Below are 19716 nucleotides of genomic sequence, written 5' to 3'. Positions count from 1 at the left end.
CGGGGTTTCCCGGGTATCGCACCCCATCTTCATTCATCAACAAGCCTCTCCGTCCCCGAACAACGTCGCTTGACGCCCATGGGTACTCTAGAGTATCCATGGGGTAGGTACTCCGTAGTACCGACGATCGACTGGGGTCACGCGCCTCGCACGAGCGGAAAAGCGACACGTCACCGCGGCCCGCGTCCGCATCTGGAGAGGAACACCGATGTTCAATCGCAGAACGACACTGACCGGCAGGACCGTGGTCATCACCGGCGCCGGCTCCGGCATCGGCCGGGCGCTGGCGCACCGGCTCTCGACAGCGGGATGTCCCGTCGCAATCGCCGACGTCGACGAGGTCGGCCTCAAGGAGACCTTGTCGATGCTCTCTGGCGCGTGCCTGACCCACGTGGTGGACGTACGCGACGCCGCGGCGGTGGGTGAGTTCGCCGCGCAGGTGGCATCGTGGGCGCCCGCGCCGATCGGAGCGGTCTTCAACAACGCCGGCGTCGCCCTGAGCGCGAGCATCCGCAACGGTGTCAGCGACGACGAGGACTGGCTGCACGAGATCAACTACCGAGGCGTTGTGAACGGCACGCGCGCCTTCCTGCCACAGTTGCTAGGTCAGTCCGCCGGCGCGATCGTCAACACCTCCAGCGTCTACGGTCTCATCGGAGTCGGCAACGAGAGCGCCTACTGCGCCTCGAAGTTCGCCGTGCGTGGATTCACGGAGTCACTGCGTCACGAGTTGCGCGGCACGGGCGTCCGGGCGGTCACCATCCACCCCGGTGGGGTCAAAACCAACATCGCCCGCAACGGCCGTCTCCGTGAGGACACGGAAGGGTGGGGACGAACACCGGATGACATCGCCGAAGAGTTCGAAGCGCTTGCGATGACGACGCCGGAGGCGGCGGCGGACATCATCGTCGAAGGGGTCGAGCGAGGACAGTCGCGGATCCTCGTCGGCATCGACGCCAAGGTCATCGACGCGCTGGTCCGGCTGGCACCGACCCGCTACCCCATCGGCATTGCCGCGGTGCAAGCGGCTCTCAGCTCGCGTGCGGCGAAGCGGCTGGGCACGGTGATGGCCCGATGAGCACCGCGGAGCGACTCGACATCTTGATTGTCGGTGCCGGCCTGTCAGGCATCGGCACCGCCCACCACCTGAAGTCTGCGCATCCGGATCGTAGCTTCGCCATTCTGGAATCACGCCCGCAGATCGGCGGTACGTGGGATCTGTTCCGGTATCCCGGCATCCGCTCGGACTCCGATATGCACACCCTGGGCTACCGGTTCCGGCCGTGGACCGCCGCCAAGTCCATCGCCGACGGCGCTTCCATTCTGGACTACATCAGATCCACGGCAACCGAGAGCGGCATCGACGCCCACATCCGGTTCGGGCACAGGGTCGTGGCCGCCGACTGGTCCGCAGCCACCTCGACCTGGCGGGTCAAGGTGATTGCGGGGGAAACCACCCGGTTCTTCGAGTGCTCATTCCTGGTCATGTGCTCGGGCTACTACTCCTACGATGCCGGCTACACCCCTGAACTGAAGGGCATCGATACCTTTGAGGGTCGGGTAGTCCATCCGCAGCAGTGGCCTGAGGACCTCGATCACTCTGGCCGGGACATCGTGGTCATCGGCAGCGGCGCGACCGCCGTGACGCTGGTGCCCGCCCTCGCGAAGTCCGCGGCTCACGTGACGATGCTGCAACGCTCGCCCACCTACATCATGTCCGTCCCCTCCCAGGACGTCATCGCCAACACCCTGCGTCGGCTCGTGGGTTCACAGTTGTCCTATCGGCTCACGCGATGGAAGAACGTGGCCACGGCCTGGGCCGTGTATGAGTTGAGCCGCCGGTGCCCGAGCATCATCAAAGCAATGGTGCGCAAGAACGTCGCTGAACACTTGCCGGCAGCCGACGTCGATGCGCACTTCACCCCCAGCTACCAGCCGTGGGATCAGCGGCTGTGCGCGGCCCCAGACGGCGACCTGTTCCGATCGCTGAAGTCCGGACGGGCGTCAGTGGTGACCGACACCATCGACACCTTCACCGACGTAGGCATACGGCTGACGTCAGGCACAACACTGCGAGCCGACATCGTGGTCACCGCAACAGGACTGGACCTACTCTTCTTCGGCGGCATCGACCTCCGCGTCAACGGAAATCGGGTGAACGTAGCCGAGGCCTTCGCTTACAAGGGCATGATGCTCAGCGACGTCCCCAACTTCGTGTACACGCTGGGCTACACCAACTCCTCGTGGACCTTGAAGGCCGATCTGGTCAGCCAGTACCTGTGTCGGCTCATCGATTTCATGGACAGCCACGGCTACACCAGCTGCGTGCCGCACCCCGATGACCTGACGATGCCGCGCCGGCCGCTGTTCGACTTCGAGGCCGGCTACGTCAAACGGGCGCTCGACCGCATGCCCAGCAGCGGGCCCCGCGCACCATGGCGACAAGGCATGAACTACATCGAAGACGTCATCACGATGCGACACCGCGCCATCGACGACGGAGTGCTGCAGTTCCACAGGACCGAACACGCGCAGCCCGGACAGGACCCGTCCACTGCGGAAAACCATCGCCCCGACCCCAGCCACTGCGAAACGGGGGGGTCACGTCGTTCGTGAGTATTCGTCCAGGGATGAAATCCACAGCGAGACCCCGCAGCGGGGAGCAAGCCCCTTGAGCAGGCATCGCGCTGACACGTGGAAGAGGCCCGCTTGGGATGTCGCTGAGGACATGGAAAGCCCCGCCAGCATCCTCGACTGCCCGCCGCACCACGGCCTGAGGGCTGCAGCTGCTTCGAAGAACAGCGAGGTCATCGACACCATCGAGGCGCACAACGTCTGGTGCCCGTCGGCCTTCAATCCGCACGAGTTGGGGCATCAGTTGGGTGTGCGGGTCATACCGTCGACAGCCACAGCAGCGGGCGGGCGATGTCATCGACCGGGGTCATGCCATCGTGCCACTCGAAGCACCGCCGTCGTCCGGACCGCTTACTGCAAGGCTCCTTCCACATGTAAAGGCGAGCTGAAATGACAACGACGCGCGACGCATACGAGAGCTCAACGAAGTCCGTTGTCCGAGAGGCTCTTTCCCCGACTCGTGCTGTGAGCGATCATCCGCACCGGAGAACGGCCGACGAGGCCGCCGGCACTGTGGGGGCGTCTGCGCGCTTCGCTGAAGCGGTCCTTCCGCTGGTCAACGACCTTCTCCGCGTGGCCCGCAGGCTGACTCGGAACCACGCCGACGCCGAGGACCTGGTGCAAGAAACCATGCTCAAGGCTTTCGCCGGCTTCTCCACGTTTCAGCCCGGAACAAACATCAAAGCCTGGCTGCTGAGAATCCAGTCCAACACCTGGATCAGTTTTTACCGCGCACGTGCGCGTCGGCCCGAGGAACTGCTCACCGGTGGCCTCAACGATGTGGAATCAACTCGCGGTCAACGCCTCGGGCCATCGGCCCGGTCCGCCGAACAGGCCGCCCTCGACACCGTCGCTGACGACGACGTCAAGAACGCACTAGAAGGACTCACAGAACCGCAACGCCTCGTTCTCTACCTCGCAGACATCGAGGGCTTCCGCTACAAAGAGATAGCCCGAATCGCGGGAGTGCCTCTGGGAACGGTCATGTCGCGACTCCATCGTGCACGCGTCGCTGTCCGCAAACACCTGCTCAGTCTCGGCGACGGCCGTTACGCAGACGGGCGCGGACTCTGAGTATCTCGAGCGCGTCCACCCAACGACGACTCGCTGTCGTCCATCAACTCAGCTACGACAAGGACACGTTATGAACGATTCAATGCGCGCGCAGCGCTTCTACGCCGACACCGGCACAGTGGTCATCGAAGACGTCGCCATCCCCATCGCGGGCCCCGGCGAGGTTTTGGTGAAAGTCGCGTTCTGCGGAATCTGCCATTCTGACCTCAGCCTGCTAGACGGCACGTTCCCCGCCGAACTCCCCGTCATCACCCAGGGGCACGAAGCGTCGGGCACCATCGCTGCCCTCGGACCCGACGTATCGGGCTGGGCGGTGGGCGACCGCGTGGTGGTGGCCGCGGGCCGCACCTGCGGGACATGCGCGAAATGCGCGCGGGGCGACGCCGCGAACTGCCTGAGCCCCAGCATCATGGCCTTCGGCTACGACGGCGGCTGGGCCGAATACACTGTCGCACAAGCTATCGGGCTCACACGAATTCCTGACAACGTCTCGCTCGAGCACGCCGCGATCCTCGCCGATGCAGTGTCAACACCATTCGGCGCCGTAGTACGGACCGCCAACGTGCGCGTCGGGGAGTCCGTCGGCGTCTGGGGTGTCGGCGGGGTCGGTACACACATCGTGCAACTAGCCCGCCTGGTCGGCGCCGCACCCATCATCGCCGTCGACATCAAACCGGCTGTGCTCGACCGCGCGCTGGATCTCGGTGCCGACTATGCCTTCGATGCCCGCGATCCTGAACTGATCTCCAAGATCGCCGCCGCCACTGACGGCGAAAACCTCAACGTCAGCTTCGACGCAGTGGGGGTGACCACGACGTTCGAGCAGGCACTTGCCGCCGTAGCTGTGGGAGGCAAACTCGTGGGTGTCGGTATGAGCGCCGACACTCCCTCCCTCGGGTCGACGTCAGACTTCAACTTCGGGCACCGACAGGTACTCGGACACCTCGGCTACCACAACGAGGACATCGGCACTCTGGCGACACTCGTCTCACGCGGACGCCTCGACCTTTCTCGCTCGATCAGTCAGATCGTGCCGCTGGACGACGTGCAACGAGGCATCGACATGCTCAAGGAACCCGAAGGCAACCCGATCCGCATCCTGGTCAAACCCTGACAGACCCGCAGCGGGCCACAAAGAACGTCTGGCGCGGTACTTCCCCGCGATAGCTCTCACATTATCGACCCGTCGCCACGCCTGAGCCCCCCGCCACGGAAAGGAACCCATCTTGACCACCTCACCTGTTGCTCACTTCGGCTCTATCCCCGAGCCACCAGGACTACCGCTGGTTGGGCACACCTTCAGCGTCCCGCGCGAGAACCCCATGCAGTGGATGATGGCCCAGGCCAAGGAACTGGGACCGATCATGCGGCTGAGGATCGCGAACACCAACACGATCGTCGTCTCGGACGGAGACCTGGTGGCCGAACTCTCGGACACCGCCAGGTTCTGTAAGAGCGTCTACACCGAGCTAGTTCAGCTGCGCGACATCGGCGGCGACGGCCTGTTCACCGCTTTCAACGATGAACCCAACTGGCGCAAGGCCCACAACATTCTGCTCCCCGCGTTCTCGCTCGAGGCTATGAGCCAGTACCACACCACAATGGTCGATGTCGCGCGAAAGCTCCTCGATCGGTGGGACCGTTACGCAGCCGCTGCCTCAGTAGTAGAGATACCGGAGGACATGACGCGGTTGACCTTCGACACCATCGGCCTGTGCGGATTCGGTTTCGACCTGGAATCGTTCCAGCGAGAGACCCCTCATCCCTTTGTCGAAGCCATGAGCCGAGCGCTGCACCACGCGCAAGGTCTGGCGGCGACCCTGCCGATCATGAACGCGTTCAAACGCACAAGCGGCGAGCAGTACGAGCGCGACATCGCTTTGATGCACAACGTGGTGGACGACGTTGTGCGCCAGCGCCTCGAATCTGGCGACAACCACACCGACGACCTGCTCGGCCGCATGCTCAACACTGCTGACAAAGACACCGGGCAACGCCTGGACCCGGAGAACGTCCGCAACCAAGTCATCACCTTCCTGGTCGCCGGACACGAAACCACCAGCGGTGCCATGTCTTTTGCTCTCTACTACCTCGCCAAGAACCCAACGGTGCTGGCCCGCGCCCAAGCTGAAGTCGATACCTTGTGGGGAACCTCGGACGACATCGATCCGTCCTACACCGACATCGGACGGTTGACCTACGTCCAGCAGATCCTCAATGAAACTCTTCGGCTGTGGCCAACAGCTCCCGGCTACGCTGTCGAACCCTTCGAAGACACTGTCATCGGCGGACGCTACGCAGTCAAACGCGGCGACGTTATAACGATCCTCACCCCGCCTCTGCATCGTTCACCCGAATGGGGCGACAGCGTTGAAGCATTCGATCCCGAGCGCTTCAACACCGAAAACGTCAGCACACGACCCATGCACCTCTACAAGCCCTTCGGCAACGGTGAACGCGCCTGTATTGGACGGCAATTCGCGCTCCACGAAGCAACCCTTGTCCTGGCCATGATCATTCACCGGTACCGCCTCAACGACTACTCCAACTATCAACTCAAGATCACCGAAGCCTTGACGATCAAACCGGGCGGCCTGACGCTGAAGCTGGCCCGCCGCCTACCCGCTGATCGCAGCGTTCAGCCGGCCGACACCGGGCGCCACGCCAGCACTGTGGTGGCGCAGCCCGGCAACGCAGTCGAGCTGGGAACCACGCTCACGGTGCTGCACGGGTCCAATTTGGGCACATCGGCACGACTGGCCCGGGATATCACCGACCGCGCCACACAAGCCGGCTACAACGCAACGCTGGGTTCCTTGAACGATGCGGTCGGGCAATTGCGTTCGGACTCGGTGGTACTGGTGGTGGCATCGTCCTACAACGGCAAGCCCACCGACGACGCCGATGAATTCCTGCCCTGGCTGGAATTCGTGACCCCTGGCTCCCTCGACGGACTGCGATACGCAGTCCTCGGAGTCGGTGACCGCAACTGGGCTGCCACGTACCAACACGTCCCCGCCACGATCGACGCACGCTTATCAGCCGCCGGCGGGCACCGGCTCATCGACCGCGGCGCCGCAGACGTCGCCGGCGACTTCACCGGAGAAGTCGAACGCTGGAACACCGACCTGTGGGCGACGATCCTGCCTCGTGACGGCATCACCGCCGAGCCGCCGGATGAACACGACGCCGGCCTCACCATCGAGTCAGCAGTGTGGTCGTTGGACCAGGACCTGCAGAGCAGGCACGGTCTCGAACCGATGACGGTCGTCTCGGCCCATGAACTGGTCGACACCACGCACCCACTGGGGCGATCGAAGATGTTTCTTCGCCTCGAACTACCAGCAGGGACGACGTATCGCACCGCCGATCACCTTGCACTGCTTCCACAGAACCCGGCCGAACTGATCGCACGAGTGCAACGCCGCTTCGGCACCGACCTCACCGAGCTGGTGATCCTCCACCGTCACGGTCGGGTCCCGGATCACATCCCCACCGAACGACCCATCACCTTGGGCGAGGTCTTCAGTCGATACGTGGAACTGCAGAGCCCAGCCACGATCGAGCAGATCGAGACAATGATCGCGCGGTGCTCATGCCCGCCCGAGCGCACCGCGCTACAGAAGCTCGTCGACGACGCCGACGAGTTCGCTGCCAGAATCACGACCGCTCGAGTGTCGCTGCTGGATCTACTCGAAAGCTATCGGTCCGTCGAGCTCGGCGTTGACACCTTCCTCGCTATGCTGCCGGCACTGGCTCCGCGGCGGTACTCCGTGTCGTCGTCACCGGCCGCGCAGCCAGGCCACATCGACTTGATGGTGGCCGCTGTCGATGCCCCTCACCTGTCAGGCGAGGGAACATATCGCGGAACTGCCTCCACCTATGTGCGCCAACTGCAACAAGGAGACACGGTGCTGGGCCGCGTGCTGCCGTGCTCAGATGACTTCCGTCTGGAGAATGATCAACCGGCAATCGTCATCAGCGCTGGCACCGGACTGGCACCGTTTCGTGGCGTGATCCAGGACCGGGCCCACAGCGCAGACGCCGCGCCGCTACTCTGCTACTTCGGTTGCGACCACCCGGACGTCGACTTCCTTCACCGAGAGGAACTTGAGGAAGCAGAATCCAACGGGGTAGTTGATCTACGGCCCACATACTTCGCTGCACCCGAAGACAACTGCGCCTTCGTTCAGGATCGCATCAGGAAGGACGCCCGCGAAGTCTGGCGCATGATCGAAGAAGAACAGAGGCACCTGCGAGTGTGCGGAGACGGGGCCCGATTAGTTCCCGGGGTCAACCGAGCCCTGCTTGATGTCTACCGCACCCAATCGGGTAACGACGACGAAGATCAAGCCCTCGCCTGGCTCGAAGAGCTCACTGCCAGCGGCAGACTCGTCATTGATGCCTGGTCTTCCAAGTAGTGCCACAGTGTGCCCGTCGGACTCGCCGCGCCAACGTGGCCGCGCGAGTCTGACGGATACACTCCCAGACGCTCCTAGCGGAGCGACGACACAACCAGCGCCTCGACCAACTCCGGCAAACACCCCAACCGTGACAACCGAAAAGGAATGCGCAACGCATGCCCGCTCACCCGCACGCCGAAGCGTCAATGAAACCGCATTTCGAAGACATTCAGGCCCACTACGACCTTTCTGATGACTTCTTCGGCGTCTTCCAGGACCCCACCCGCAAGTACAGCTGCGGCTTCTTCACCGGACCGAACTGCACACTGTCCGAGGCGCAAGTCGCCAACGTCGATCAGCATCTGCAACGGCTTAACCTCAGGCCAGGTATGACCTTGCTTGATATCGGCTGCGGCTGGGGCCTGACCCTGCAGCGCGCCATGGAGAATTACGACGTCAACGTGATCGGTCTGACATTGAGCAGAAATCAGCAGGCCTACTGCACACAACTGCTGTCCGACATCAATTCCGAGCGCAGCTTCGACATCCGTCTCCAAGGCTGGGAGCAGTTCTGCGAACCGGTTGATCGGATCGTGTCAATCGAGGCGTTCGAGCACTTTGGGTTCGAGCGCTACGACGACTTCTTCACGATGTGCCGGACCGTGCTCCCTGACGATGGCCGGATGACTATCCAAAGCAGCGTCGGCTATCACCCCCACGACCTGCGGGCCCGCGGCAAGAAGCTGACCTTCGAACTTGCCCGATTCGTCAGGTTCATGATCACCGAGATTTTCCCCGGAGGCCGGATCCCGACCACCGCAATGATGGTCGAGCACGGTGAACGTGCCGGCTTCACCGTGCTCGAAACACTGTCTCTGCGTAACCACTACATCAAGACCCTCGGTATCTGGGCTGAACGACTCGAGCGCAACCGAGCCGCCGCAGTGGCCGCCACGGATGAGGAGAACTTCGACCGATACATGCGGTATCTCACCGGTGCCCAGTACTACTTCGTCGACGAGTCGATCGACTCGAGTCTGATCGTCTACCAGACCGCAGGCGCTCAGAACGCCGCCGATCCAAGTCCTGATACCGTCAGTCATGAGGCGCGAGGGTAGCCGCAGCAACCCGCAGAGGCACAACTCGTCGATAGAGTCGATGATCGCCCTGTGTGGGGCGGCTTCCAGGGCAAAGCGGCTGTGCGCCACCGGTGATCCTATAGCTGTTGATGACACCAGCGCGGTGAGCAGCCATAAGGTTGTTGGTGGTGTCACCCACGGTGAGCACGTCACGGATATCGACTGTGCTGGCGCGCAAGAACGCCGTCAGAATCAGATCTGGTGCGGGTCGACCCCGGGGTACGTCGTCACCGCTGAGGGTGAAATCCGCAATGTCTGTCCACCCGAGGCTGCGTAGCAATAGGTCGAACGTCTCGCGGTCCAGACCTGTGGTCAGTACGGTGGTGATCCTGCGTCGGCGAAATGCGGAAAGGACTCTCAATGAAGATGTCAAGCCGCCGATTCGGTGATTTGGGGTGAATCGGGTTGCCAGGTGCGGTTGTCGCGGATAAGTGCGTAGAGGACGTTTGTGCGGCGTCTGGCCAGGCAGATCGTGGCTTGGATGGGCCGTTTACCCTCATCTCGTTTGCGCTGGTAGTAGGCCCGAGATTGCGGGTCGCAGCGGATTGCGGTCAGGGCGGACATGTACATCACCCGACGCAGTCGTCGGCTGTGGCGCTGCGGAGTGTGCAGCCGTCCGGTGCGTTTCCCCGAATCGCGGGGAACGGGGGCCAGTCCGGCCCAGGCGGCGAGTTGGTCGGCCGAGCCGATCAGTGTCGGGTCGCCGAAGGCGGCGAGGAATTCGGCGCCGAGTCGGAAGCCGATGCCAGGCATGCTGGTAATCACCTCGGCGAATGGATGTCGGCGAAATCGGCCCTCGATGTCAGCGTCAGTAGATTGGATGCGTTCATCGAGGGAGATCACCCCCTGCGCCAGTTCGGCGACCAGCGCGGCGGCGACCTCTTCGCCGGGCAGCCGCACGGTCTGGGTCTTCGCAGCGGCGACGGCGGCTTCGGCGATGGAGGATGCATTGCGTACCCCCCGGCCTCGGTCAGGTTCTTCGTGATGCGCGAAAGTCCGCTCTGCCGAATGGATTTCGTGCGCTAGTAGCGCGACAGCAGAACCACCCATCCACGGTCCTGGGTCAGTTGGGCGACTCGCTCGAGGGGGCGGGGCACACCGCCATGAGTTGCTGGTGCAGTCGGTTGATGGTGCGGGTGCGATCGGCCACCAGGCCCGCCCGACGAGCGGTCAGCATCCGCAGTTCGGTGATCAGGTCATCGTGGGTGTGCAGAACCGGCAGATCGGTGCCGCGCATCCGCGATTGATCGGCGATCACTCGCGGCGTCCTTGGCGTCGGTCTTGGCTTCGCCACCGCGGTAGGTCCCCGAGGCCTGCCACACCGCACGGCCAGCCAGGTACCGCACCGACTTGCCGGCGTCGGCCAACACCGTCAACAACAGGCTGGCATACACCGTGGTCAGGTCGACCGCCCAGGACACCCGCTCCGCCATGGCGCCGATCTCGGCCACCAGCGCCCGGATGGGTTGCTCGTCGTTGACCAGCTTGCGCGAGAGCTTCACCGTACCGGTGTCGTCGACGACTACGACCCCCAGTGATGCTCCTTGCCGACGTCCACGCCAGCCCACAACTGGCTCATTGTCATCGATCCTCTTTTCGCTTGTCTACCACCATGATCCCCACGGACAACCCCGCCGGCATTTCCTTAAACAAGCGATCACATCGCAGATCTCAATCAGCGGCCAGAGAAGTCCAGGCAAGTCGGGCGGCCAGTCCCTTTCAAGCCGCACCCGAAGGCCGGCAAGAACCCACATCAGCCTCACCCGACCCACCCGGGTCGCAGCACAACGTAACAAGACGAAGTAACTGCACCTACGAACTTAATGACAACCTCAGTTTGCTTTGACGGCACCAGGTGGCCGTAGCTGATGGCTTCCTCGACATTTCGGACGAAGGCAGAGAATCCGTTGTCTGCCGATTGTTCATCGCCGGTCAAACCGCGGAACAGATCACGCTTGCTACGGCTGCGGTATTGCGGCAGATCCGTTGCGGTGGACTCGATGCCCCGACGGCGGCAAGTGCGTCCACTATCGGCCGTTTTAAAGCTTGCCATTGTCGTGCACAGTCCGTGCCGACGACATCGAAGATGGCGGAGATGGCGGAGATGGCCGGAGTGTAGGTATCGGGGACGAGACAGCCCCTCCTCTTCCCGTCCATCGGTAAGCCACATTTCGTTTTGTTACGTTACGTTTCGTCTTTTGTTTTGTTATCACCTTCAGGCGACGAAAGTGATAGTCTGGAGCCATGTCAGAAGAGAGCGCTACCGTGGTGACGGCCGTGGACCGCTGCCACTACCCGGGCTGTTCTCGTCCCCGCCGCCCAGACCCGGCCACTGGCCGCCCTTCCCGCTACTGCGAACGGGCCGACGACGGTGGCGGACCAGTTCACAACCGCGCGAACGCCTGGAAGGCACGCCGCGCGCAGACACCATCGGCTGATGCGCGGCCCGACGCCGAGCAGGCGGATGCACCTGTCTCGATGGCACGAGCGACCCTGGAGCAACGTCTGGACGAGCTGCCGCAGAGGGTGTCTGAGTTCCGCCAGTACTTCGATGACGTGCTGGCCGGAATCCGCGCGGCCGGAGACGTCGAAGCCGCCGGCGCGGAGGTCGAGGACGCCCACCGCGACGCCCTGGCCAAAGTCAACGAAGCCGAACGCCGGGCCAGCGCCGCCGAGCGCTCCGCACGGGCCGCCGACGATCGAGCAGCACAGGCACGCCAGGAACGCGAGGAAGCCGACGCACTCGCCGAAGAAGCTCTTACCGAGGTGGAGCGGCTGCGCACCACCACCGAGGCGGACATGGCCGAACTGCGCGCTCGGACCGACGCTGCCGTCGCGGCGGCGGAAGCCAGCCTTGCCGATGCGCGTACCCGGTTCGGTGAGCAACTCGCCGAACGGGACCGTCAGGTCGAGGCCGCGCGCGAGGCCGCCAATGCCGCACACATCGAGGCCAGTGCCGCCCAAGCCGCGCTGGCCGCGGCGAATGACTCTGCCGAGCGTGAACGGCAGACCACGGCGCAGTTGCGCAACCAACTCGACCACGCCCGAACGGATTCCGAAGAAAAGCAGGCCGCGCTGCACAACCAGATCGACACCGCACGCGAGGAAGCCCGCGCCGCCACGGCCGACGCCGCGGCGCTTCGCGTCGACCTCGCCACAGCGCACGCGCGAGCCGAGTCGGCGCAACGAGCAGCCGACACCGAGCGTGCCACCGTGTCCACCCTCACCGCCGAGCTTGAGCGTGTACGCACCGAGCAACGATCAGAACGTGAACGCCTGGAAACCACCCACGCGCAGCAACTCGCACTCGTGCAGCGCAACGCAGACGAACGCGTGCAAGCCCTCAACGACGCGCTCACCCACGCCCGACAGACGGCCGGGACCGCCCACAGCGATAGCCCCGCCGCCACCAAGAAGGCGACCAGGAAACGTCCTGCGAGCAAGAAGGCCGCCACCGCCCCGAAGCCCCCGAGCGAGTAGCAACCGCCCCGGCCGCCCCTACCGCAGGAAGGTGCGTGAACCGGCACATGATCCCGAATCAGCTACCCAGCATTTGGCTTGGCGAGGCCCGCGCACACCTGCATGCGGCGGTGCGAGCGATGGATCAACCGCGGCTGCGGATCATCCATGCCCGTAAAACCTGGACCTTCGCCATGGGCGTCCTGATCAACGAGGCCGACGACGCCCAACCCTCGGAACTCGACGCAGCCGCCATCTTTGCCGACGAAGCGGTCGGCCACATCACCGCCGCACGCACAGAACTCGACGGTCCGCAGCCCTGCATCCCGCAGTGACGGCCTCCGGTCCCACAGGCGTGTCAGCGAGCTCTCCTCGGCTACGCCTGCGCGGGGGTTGATGTTGTAACAGCTAACCGGCTTCTGGCCGACCCCGAGACCGCCTGCGGGCCGCGGCAAGTGCCCGATCACGAACCCAGGCCGACACGGCCTGTCCATCAGCCTCGGCCGCGGCCTCAATGATGTCGCGCTCATCCTCGGTGAACCGGACCGGCACCGCGGCGCTGCGGCGCTGCCCCGCCTTGAAAGGCGGTCTCCCGGGAGGCATACCGATGATGATAATCGACTACACAATTCCTGATCCGACAACTCAATTAATCGACTACACTAAAAGCTATGAACGCAGCCGATCAAGACGACCGTGCCGTGGGTCGACTCACCGTGACCGACCTTGCTGGCGTGGTCTATTCGTCGGGCAGAGTGTTCGACGGCCTATCCACCGGCCGACTGGACACCGAGAACTTCCTGCGGACCGGCAGCCTGGAAGGAGTTTCATCGCGGGCCGACCTGGCGCTACTGGAAGATCTGCGCGACGCGGCGCAATTCGTGATCGACCACGCCGCCCATCGCATCGACGCAGGCTTCGTGCGGGCCATCAACGCCACCATCACCCGCAGCGGAGCCCTACATCCCGGGCAGCTGCGGACTCAGGACCAGGCCATAGGCGTCACGACACCGTACGGGCGCCACTCTCCCGATGCCCTGACCGAAGACCAGCTCCAACTCCTGCTCGACAACGCGACCCGCAGCCCCGAGGCTGAAGAAAACGCACTCGACCTGTTCATCAACCTCGCCAAAGCGCAACCGTTCGAGGACGGCAACAAGCGCACCGCCGTATTCGTCGCCAACAGCCTGCTCATCGGCGCTGATGCCGGTGTCTTGCTTACCATCCCGGTCGATGACAACGATCCCGGTGTAGCGAAAACGTTCAACGACCTGCTGGCCAGGGCCTACCTCTACAACGAACACGAGGCAGTGAAAACGCTGCTACGCCGCGCCGGGCTCACCCGGATCGGCCGGTAACTCCAAGCATGGTTTTCCTTCCTCATGTCGATGACCCGACGCGGCGACTCACACACCAACGGATACAAGGGAAACTGAGGACCATGCGAACTGATGAAGCTACGTCACTATGGACCTTCGAAATCGAGGGCCCGGGATACCCCGGCGGCTACTACACACCGGCCGAGGAATGGGTGCAAGCAGAGCACGCCGCACGGTGGCTCGCCCTCGCACTACACGACTTCGGTGCCATCACCGGTGACCGCCAGACGCAGACCAAGCAACGCGCACACGAGTTCGCCTCGCTCATCGAGCAGGTGAGCACAACCCATTCCTGGGTTGAGGGTGGCCACACGGTCACCGTGATCCGCATGGATGCCGCAGCGAGCGACCCCACCCACATGGGGACCATGGACGTTCGCCGGCGGATTCGTCAGCGACAACGAGATCTGACCAGCGCAACCGCCACAGGAAAGGGTGCCGACAATGGCTAGTACTGCGATCACGCGCGGGTTGGACCACGCAGAACAATGGACGCAGCGCTGGCTCTATACCCGCATCGGAATGCTCGTTCTCGTCGCGATCGTTACGGCATGGGCGATAGCGTATGCAGGCACACTCAAAGGCAACTGGAGTCCAGGGGTCATGATCGCCGCGACGCTGATCCTGGTCGCGCTGGGGTGGATAGCCATCGTGCGGCGCATCTGGCGCTCCACGCGGTCGAAGCCCGAACCGCACGAACGTCGATCGTAGGTTCGCACCCCCAGGCTCCCGCATGATCGAACCCATAGTCGAAGCCTCGTCGCGCCCGCTGGGCGAGCTGATTGAGGACTTCGACGGGATCGCTGACCAACTGATCCCGTACAGCCAGCTCCCACCACGCCTGGCCGCCTACAGCGAGGTATATCCCTACTGGCGAGATATCGGCGCGCACACCTCGAAAAGCCTTACCGCACAACCAGGCATCGGCCTCAGCGCCCTCACCGCGATCATCGACACGGCCCGTCGCGCAATCCGTAGCACAACAGCGAGCCACCCAGACACCACCGCCGCCGGCGCCGCCGCCAAGCTACTCGACCAGCTCGACGCCGAGACCCGCACCATCCTCACTACCCGCGTCCTCCCGCTAGACCCGAAGCCCACCGCCCAGGTGGCAGCGATGCTCGGCTGCGCCAAAGCCAGCGTGTCGCGCGGGACCCGCCGCGCCGAGCGCAAACTGGTTGGCCTGCTCGCCCACCCCGAACACGAGGCCCTGCACCGTCACGCCCAGCGGATCGCCCAGCGCCTGGGCCCCTATCTACCGGCCCAGGTGGCCGCCGCTGAACTCGCCCAGACCGGTCAGACACTGACCTGCGACACCGCAGCGTTACTGCTGCATACCGCCGGTCCCTACCGTCGCCGCCTCCACTGGCTCGAAAACACCGGGACACGCGGCCGCGAACACGTCGACACCACCGCCGAACACGCACTGACCGCGGGTGCGGGAGCGCTGCGGACGACCGAACTCACGACGGTCTTGGCGGCCGCGGGGATGCACCCTGACGCGATCGACACCTACCTCACCGAGACCTACCGCCACACCACCATCGCGGACCAACGCATCACCCACACCGCCGCAACCACAGCCACGATGGCGGCGGCGGTCCTGCACGCACACCAACGGCCACTGACCATCGAAGAGGTTCGCGCCGATATCGGCCTTGCCGTCTCACCCGGATCGGTGGCCACCGCGCTCTCAGACCACAAGGAGTTCGCACGGGCCAGCCGCACCACCTGGGCGCTGCGTACATGGAAGCTGCCCGAGTACACCAGCATCAACGATGCCATCGCCACCTACATCGATGACCATGGAGGGAGCGTCCGCACCACTGAGCTCCTCAAAGACCTTCACACCCCATACCCCGACATCAGCGCACGATCGCTGCGCACCTACCTCGCCACACCTCGATACATCACCCGAAATGGCTACAGCCGCCGGCGCACCGCCGCCGACCCCGCCCCGGCAAGCAGACCCCTCAACCAGGCCCGGGGTATGTATCGCACCAATACCCACGTCATCCGGCTTGCCCTCCCCGTCACCCCGGAACTGCAACGCGGATCCGGACGCAGCATTGCCGTGTCCGTCGCGCGGGCCGCGCACATCACCCTCGGTGGACACCAGAGCTTCACCAACCCCGACCACAGCCCTATCACCGTCACCTGGGTGACCAACGCGAGCAACAACGCACGCATCGGCTCGCTGCGCACCCACGCCCAACAGCTCAACGCCGCCGTCGGGGGCACGCTGATCATCGCCTTCAACACACACCGCCGCACGTACACGATCGCCACGCTCGACACGAGCGCACCGGCCACCGAACAGCTCGCCCAATTCACCGGCCGCGATACCCGAGACCCGAACGCTGCCATGACCGCCGCACTGGACAACCCGAAGTCAAGCCCCGAGGACATCCTTGGTCGGCGCGGCGACACGGACGTGGCCGATCTCCTCAAGCGAGCATGCGTGGAAGCTGGCACTCACGCCCACCGAATCGAGCCCTCATGACACCCACCTCCGACGACCCGCCCACAGGTCCACTTCCCGAACTCACGGGGTTCTTCACCTGGTCTGCCGCCGATGCCCCACACCCGTATCCGCCGCCGGCCACGGACCTGGCTGCCAGCGGTGCCGCCCGCGACCAGTCCGTCAGCTCCCAGAAATCGGACCTGGGCGCGAGCGTCGACCAAACAATCGCGATCACACCGATCCGGCGCCCACCGCGTATGCAGCGGCCCCTGGTGATTCTGTGGTCCATCTTCGCCGTTGTCGCGACCATCGCGGTCGTGCTGTGGGCGATCCTGCTGTGGCCCTCACCAGACCCGCCGGAGGCCACGAACTCCCCGGCCGCCGCCGCCGACACCACGACGGCCGCGGCGGAACTGCTGCGCCACAACCTGCCACCTGGATATCGACCCTCGGACTGCACTGCGACCACTGAGCCGCCACCGGCCATCGCTGGCGTGCGTTGCGGGCCACACCCCGCCATCGCCGAGGCAACGACCGCGCACTACACGCTCTATGACGCCACCGCGGACCTCGATGCCGCATTTGCCGACGTCACCGCCTCCACCACCGCGAAGGTGTGCCCAGGGGCCGACGGCGGCTACCAGTCCCCGGGTGCGTGGCGCCGCAACGCCAACCCCGAAACCGTCGCCGGAACCCTGCTGTGCGGCACCAACCAGGACAGTCAACCGATGGTCGCCTGGACCACCACATCGACGCTCCTCCTGGCAACAATCCGAGCCGACACACCCCAAAAACCAAGCCTGGAACAGCTCTACACCTGGTGGTCAAGCCACTCCTGACCAGCGGCAGCGTTACCTCAGACCCGAGTTGGCACCCGTGCCGCGTCGTCCAACAGTCCGCACCCGAGGTAACCGACCTGCGCGGCGTTGAACACCCCTGACTCGCCCACAACAGGGTCGAGGACCGCCGCAGCGTGCACCGCAAGGTTCTCAATCCCGGACTGTAGAACCTGATTACTGGCCGCTGGAGTCACCACCAGTGCGCTCACGCGCAACGAACTCCCATCCTCGGATAAGAGGGCTTCACAGATATGGCTCCGCTCCGTGGATTCGTCCAGCCTGCACCACATCTCGGCCGCTACTCGACACAACCAAAACCGACCCGGCAGATCCGAGCGCAACCGTCCGGCCACCGACAGCTCCAGCGGTAGCCGCGCAGCGATATCAGTATGGGGAAATCCCCGCAAACTATGAAGCACCACGGCCACGCTTGTGAGCATACCTCCTGAAAGCGTCAGCGGAAGTGGCGTCAGCGCAAACGTATCGGGCTGCGCGAGTTTCTTGCCCTTCCCTTGGAAGTAGTGTCGAAAAGTGTTCCCACGCCACTATTAACCGACTACACTAATTGCTATGAGCACAACGGATGTAGTGGCCCTGCAATTGATTTCCCCTGAACAAGCCGACGACTGGGCAGGTTTCCGGCTCACGTCAGGTCAGCTCGAACGCCTTTCTGCGGCGATCCCTCATTCATCGATACCTGATGCCATAGCAACGATCTTCGACGGATTCGACATAAGTGACGACGATGCTGCGTGCCGCGACCCGTTCGATGAAGGGTGTCGCGAATCCCTTGATGACGGGCAGGGCTGGGCCGGGTGTTGCGGGGGATGCGCAGACCGCATGGAGGGGTTGCACAACGAGGGCGAGTGGGGCGATGACTGCCAGCCATCCGAGGACCACCGCCGGTGTATCACGTGCCGCTGAAGGCCCGAGATCCCCGTGCCCGATAGAACACACTAGGAGAGAACATGATTGACCGACCTGCCTATCTGTTGGAATCCGTCGTGAGAAACGGTCACCATGCCCTCATGACCGCTCTGTCTGCCGCTGGCCGCGCACTGGCTGCACTCCTGGGTGCAGCCGCGATACTGCTCGCCGGATGCCACAGCCCATCATCGTGGACGGCGCACACCGCCACTACCGCCACCTATCCACCGATGCCGGCCACGGCTGTGATCGACGGCCCTTTTCCAGTGGTACGTGTCATCGACGGTGATACCATTGTGGTCGAAATCGACGGTACGCCAACGACTATCCGTTTGATCGGTGTCGACACACCTGAACTCGTTGATCCGCGCAAGCCGGTTCAGTGTTTCTCGCGTGAGGCATCCGAGTACACCAAGGCGATGCTCACCGGCCAGTCGGTCTACCTCGAATACGATCTCAGCCAGGACCGCATCGACCGCTACGGGCGCGGCCTGGCGTATGTCTGGACGACCGCCGGGCAACTGGTCAATCTGGACCTCATCGCCGGCGGCTACGCCAACGAGTACACCTTCAACACACCGCACCGCTACCAGGCGGAATTCCAGGCCGCCGAGTTCGCCGCCGCCGACGAGGCGCGCGGCTTGTGGTCGCCTGAGACCTGCCCCGCCTAACCCTCACCGACACGATATTGGACGGCTATAACCATCCACATTTGTGGTAGGCTATAGCAATCCGCATAGCGAAAGCTGTCGATACCCCACAGCATCCGAGGAAAGGACTGCGCTCCATGGACACTCAGCCGCCCCCGGCCGAACACGCGGATGCCCGCCACGCCCGCCTCCGCGCCAGCCAGCTCGACGCGTTCGAAAGGTCGCTGCGAGACCACCTGGACAACCTGCCCACGACGTGGACCGTAGCCAAGAAGTCCGACCGCTGCTGGGCCATAGTCGACGTGCACGGGACACCACGAACCGCTACCCGCTACACCACGAAACGCGCAGCCATCGAGGCCCACGGTGACCGTCAGCATGACCGGCAATTGCAGGACCGCACTCACTGGTATCTCGGAGAGGCTGACGCCCGGTCCAGGCCGCTGGAGGCCGACGAGACAGCCCTCGTTAACTGGGTGATCTCCGAGACCAGCCCTGACCTCGAATGGGTCGATCGCAACGGCTTGGCCTGCCGCGCCGAAATGACGTGCGCTGGTGCGGCGGCAATCCACCGATTTGACGAGCACGGATTCGATGTCTGGGGCTACGACCGTGACGGTCGATACGCACCAGCGTATGACCGAGCACCGTTGCAAGCCAGCCCATTCCCGGTCCGTGACGACACAGCACCCGCGGTAGAACCCGCCAGCCAAGGATAAGTCAGCACGGTGACCCACCCGCGCCCGTT

General features: G+C 64.0%; 19 protein-coding genes and 1 pseudogene. 16 read left to right on the top strand and 4 right to left on the bottom strand.

Features of this window, described 5'->3' with window-relative positions:
* The first annotated feature begins 208 nt into the window (after positions 1-208).
* The 6 genes from ACZ50N_RS27440 (at position 209) to ACZ50N_RS27415 (ending at position 9229) form a co-directional block, all read left to right on the top strand.
* Positions 209-1078, top strand: coding sequence for an SDR family NAD(P)-dependent oxidoreductase (locus ACZ50N_RS27440; protein WP_046361787.1), 870 nt, complete (start codon positions 209-211; stop codon positions 1076-1078).
* Complete coding sequence (locus tag ACZ50N_RS27435) at positions 1075-2616, top strand: flavin-containing monooxygenase (protein ID WP_064282759.1); 1542 nt, start codon at positions 1075-1077, stop codon at positions 2614-2616. The genes ACZ50N_RS27440 and ACZ50N_RS27435 overlap by 4 nt, the downstream gene beginning before the upstream one ends.
* A gap of 483 nt (positions 2617-3099) precedes the next feature.
* Positions 3100-3708, top strand: a complete 609-nt coding sequence (locus ACZ50N_RS27430) for a sigma-70 family RNA polymerase sigma factor (protein ID WP_234788822.1) — start codon at positions 3100-3102, stop codon at positions 3706-3708.
* A gap of 70 nt (positions 3709-3778) precedes the next feature.
* A complete protein-coding gene (locus ACZ50N_RS27425; protein WP_064282760.1) occupies positions 3779-4822 on the top strand; it encodes a zinc-binding dehydrogenase in 1044 nt (347 codons plus the stop codon).
* Between the two features lie 112 nt (positions 4823-4934).
* Positions 4935-8129, top strand: coding sequence for a cytochrome P450 (locus ACZ50N_RS27420; protein WP_064282761.1), 3195 nt, complete (start codon positions 4935-4937; stop codon positions 8127-8129).
* 188 nt (positions 8130-8317) lie between these two features.
* The gene (locus ACZ50N_RS27415; RefSeq protein ID WP_082909344.1) at positions 8318-9229 is read left to right on the top strand and encodes a cyclopropane mycolic acid synthase family methyltransferase; all 912 of its coding nucleotides are present in this window, start codon (positions 8318-8320) and stop codon (positions 9227-9229) included.
* On the opposite strand, the gene ACZ50N_RS27410 is transcribed toward ACZ50N_RS27415, so the two are convergent.
* Together ACZ50N_RS27410 and ACZ50N_RS27405 are read right to left on the bottom strand one after the other, a co-directional pair.
* The gene (locus tag ACZ50N_RS27410; protein WP_420874085.1) at positions 9207-9611 is read right to left on the bottom strand and encodes an HAD family hydrolase; all 405 of its coding nucleotides are present in this window, start codon (positions 9609-9611) and stop codon (positions 9207-9209) included. The genes ACZ50N_RS27415 and ACZ50N_RS27410 overlap by 23 nt on opposite strands.
* Positions 9612-9619: 8 nt before the next feature.
* Positions 9620-10835 (bottom strand): annotated as a pseudogene (locus ACZ50N_RS27405) (IS110 family RNA-guided transposase).
* A gap of 893 nt (positions 10836-11728) precedes the next feature.
* On the opposite strand from ACZ50N_RS27405, the gene ACZ50N_RS27400 reads away from it, so the two are divergent.
* Together ACZ50N_RS27400 and ACZ50N_RS27395 are read left to right on the top strand one after the other, a co-directional pair.
* Positions 11729-12730: a coiled-coil domain-containing protein gene (locus ACZ50N_RS27400; RefSeq protein WP_064282763.1), complete on the top strand. Its 1002-nt coding sequence runs from the start codon at positions 11729-11731 to the stop codon at positions 12728-12730.
* Between the two features lie 35 nt (positions 12731-12765).
* Positions 12766-13044 carry a hypothetical protein gene (locus ACZ50N_RS27395; RefSeq protein WP_131705476.1) on the top strand — a complete coding sequence of 93 codons (279 nt, stop codon included), beginning with the start codon at positions 12766-12768 and terminating at the stop codon, positions 13042-13044.
* Between the two features lie 73 nt (positions 13045-13117).
* On the opposite strand, the gene ACZ50N_RS27390 is transcribed toward ACZ50N_RS27395, so the two are convergent.
* Positions 13118-13312 carry a plasmid mobilization protein gene (locus tag ACZ50N_RS27390; protein WP_110797895.1) on the bottom strand — a complete coding sequence of 65 codons (195 nt, stop codon included), beginning with the start codon at positions 13310-13312 and terminating at the stop codon, positions 13118-13120.
* A gap of 68 nt (positions 13313-13380) precedes the next feature.
* Between ACZ50N_RS27390 and ACZ50N_RS27385 the strand changes: the two genes are divergently transcribed.
* The 5 genes from ACZ50N_RS27385 (at position 13381) to ACZ50N_RS27365 (ending at position 17391) form a co-directional block, all read left to right on the top strand.
* Positions 13381-14067 (top strand): Fic family protein, encoded by a 687-nt coding sequence (locus ACZ50N_RS27385; RefSeq protein ID WP_046361794.1) that lies wholly within the window; start codon positions 13381-13383, stop codon positions 14065-14067.
* Between the two features lie 83 nt (positions 14068-14150).
* Positions 14151-14540: a hypothetical protein gene (locus ACZ50N_RS27380; RefSeq protein ID WP_046361795.1), complete on the top strand. Its 390-nt coding sequence runs from the start codon at positions 14151-14153 to the stop codon at positions 14538-14540.
* Complete coding sequence (locus tag ACZ50N_RS27375) at positions 14533-14799, top strand: hypothetical protein (protein WP_064282764.1); 267 nt, start codon at positions 14533-14535, stop codon at positions 14797-14799. Before ACZ50N_RS27380 ends, ACZ50N_RS27375 begins: the two co-directional genes overlap by 8 nt.
* Positions 14800-14821: 22 nt before the next feature.
* Positions 14822-16591, top strand: a complete 1770-nt coding sequence (locus ACZ50N_RS27370) for a hypothetical protein (RefSeq protein ID WP_046361796.1) — start codon at positions 14822-14824, stop codon at positions 16589-16591.
* Positions 16588-17391 carry a hypothetical protein gene (locus ACZ50N_RS27365; RefSeq protein WP_052765112.1) on the top strand — a complete coding sequence of 268 codons (804 nt, stop codon included), beginning with the start codon at positions 16588-16590 and terminating at the stop codon, positions 17389-17391. The genes ACZ50N_RS27370 and ACZ50N_RS27365 overlap by 4 nt, the downstream gene beginning before the upstream one ends.
* 17 nt (positions 17392-17408) lie before the next feature.
* Here ACZ50N_RS27365 and ACZ50N_RS27360 read toward each other — a convergent pair whose 3' ends face one another.
* Positions 17409-17819, bottom strand: a complete 411-nt coding sequence (locus tag ACZ50N_RS27360; RefSeq protein ID WP_131705477.1) for a hypothetical protein — start codon at positions 17817-17819, stop codon at positions 17409-17411.
* A gap of 142 nt (positions 17820-17961) precedes the next feature.
* Here ACZ50N_RS27360 and ACZ50N_RS27355 point away from each other — a divergent pair, with 142 nt between their 5' ends.
* From ACZ50N_RS27355 to ACZ50N_RS27345, 3 genes are all read left to right on the top strand, one after another.
* A complete protein-coding gene (locus ACZ50N_RS27355) occupies positions 17962-18315 on the top strand; it encodes a hypothetical protein (RefSeq protein WP_131705478.1) in 354 nt (117 codons plus the stop codon).
* A 104-nt stretch (positions 18316-18419) separates the two neighbouring features.
* Positions 18420-18989 carry a thermonuclease family protein gene (locus tag ACZ50N_RS27350; protein ID WP_046361798.1) on the top strand — a complete coding sequence of 190 codons (570 nt, stop codon included), beginning with the start codon at positions 18420-18422 and terminating at the stop codon, positions 18987-18989.
* Positions 18990-19105: 116 nt separating this feature from the next.
* Entirely contained in the window at positions 19106-19687 is a 582-nt protein-coding gene (locus ACZ50N_RS27345; protein WP_046361799.1) for a hypothetical protein, read from the top strand.
* Positions 19688-19716 lie beyond the last annotated feature (29 nt).

This window comes from Mycolicibacterium obuense, assembly GCF_055397605.1.
Note: the sequence above shows the minus strand (reverse complement) of the source record. Positions and strands in the feature narration are given on the sequence as shown.

What these genes read in the sequence shown, in the direction of transcription:
- ACZ50N_RS27425 (WP_064282760.1), top strand. Translation starts at nt 3,779, where the DNA reads ATGAACGATTCAATGCGCGCGCAGCGCTTCTACGCCGACACCGGCACA.
- ACZ50N_RS27370 (WP_046361796.1), top strand. Translation starts at nt 14,822, where the DNA reads ATGATCGAACCCATAGTCGAAGCCTCGTCGCGCCCGCTGGGCGAGCTG.
- ACZ50N_RS27415 (WP_082909344.1), top strand. Translation starts at nt 8,318, where the DNA reads ATGAAACCGCATTTCGAAGACATTCAGGCCCACTACGACCTTTCTGAT.
- ACZ50N_RS27385 (WP_046361794.1), top strand. Translation starts at nt 13,381, where the DNA reads ATGAACGCAGCCGATCAAGACGACCGTGCCGTGGGTCGACTCACCGTG.
- ACZ50N_RS27435 (WP_064282759.1), top strand. Translation starts at nt 1,075, where the DNA reads ATGAGCACCGCGGAGCGACTCGACATCTTGATTGTCGGTGCCGGCCTG.
- ACZ50N_RS27350 (WP_046361798.1), top strand. Translation starts at nt 18,420, where the DNA reads ATGACCGCTCTGTCTGCCGCTGGCCGCGCACTGGCTGCACTCCTGGGT.
- ACZ50N_RS27400 (WP_064282763.1), top strand. Translation starts at nt 11,729, where the DNA reads ATGGCACGAGCGACCCTGGAGCAACGTCTGGACGAGCTGCCGCAGAGG.
- ACZ50N_RS27345 (WP_046361799.1), top strand. Translation starts at nt 19,106, where the DNA reads ATGGACACTCAGCCGCCCCCGGCCGAACACGCGGATGCCCGCCACGCC.
- ACZ50N_RS27440 (WP_046361787.1), top strand. Translation starts at nt 209, where the DNA reads ATGTTCAATCGCAGAACGACACTGACCGGCAGGACCGTGGTCATCACC.
- ACZ50N_RS27355 (WP_131705478.1), top strand. Translation starts at nt 17,962, where the DNA reads ATGAGCACAACGGATGTAGTGGCCCTGCAATTGATTTCCCCTGAACAA.
- ACZ50N_RS27390 (WP_110797895.1), bottom strand. Translation starts at nt 13,312, where the DNA reads ATGCCTCCCGGGAGACCGCCTTTCAAGGCGGGGCAGCGCCGCAGCGCC.
- ACZ50N_RS27380 (WP_046361795.1), top strand. Translation starts at nt 14,151, where the DNA reads ATGCGAACTGATGAAGCTACGTCACTATGGACCTTCGAAATCGAGGGC.
- ACZ50N_RS27365 (WP_052765112.1), top strand. Translation starts at nt 16,588, where the DNA reads ATGACACCCACCTCCGACGACCCGCCCACAGGTCCACTTCCCGAACTC.
- ACZ50N_RS27375 (WP_064282764.1), top strand. Translation starts at nt 14,533, where the DNA reads ATGGCTAGTACTGCGATCACGCGCGGGTTGGACCACGCAGAACAATGG.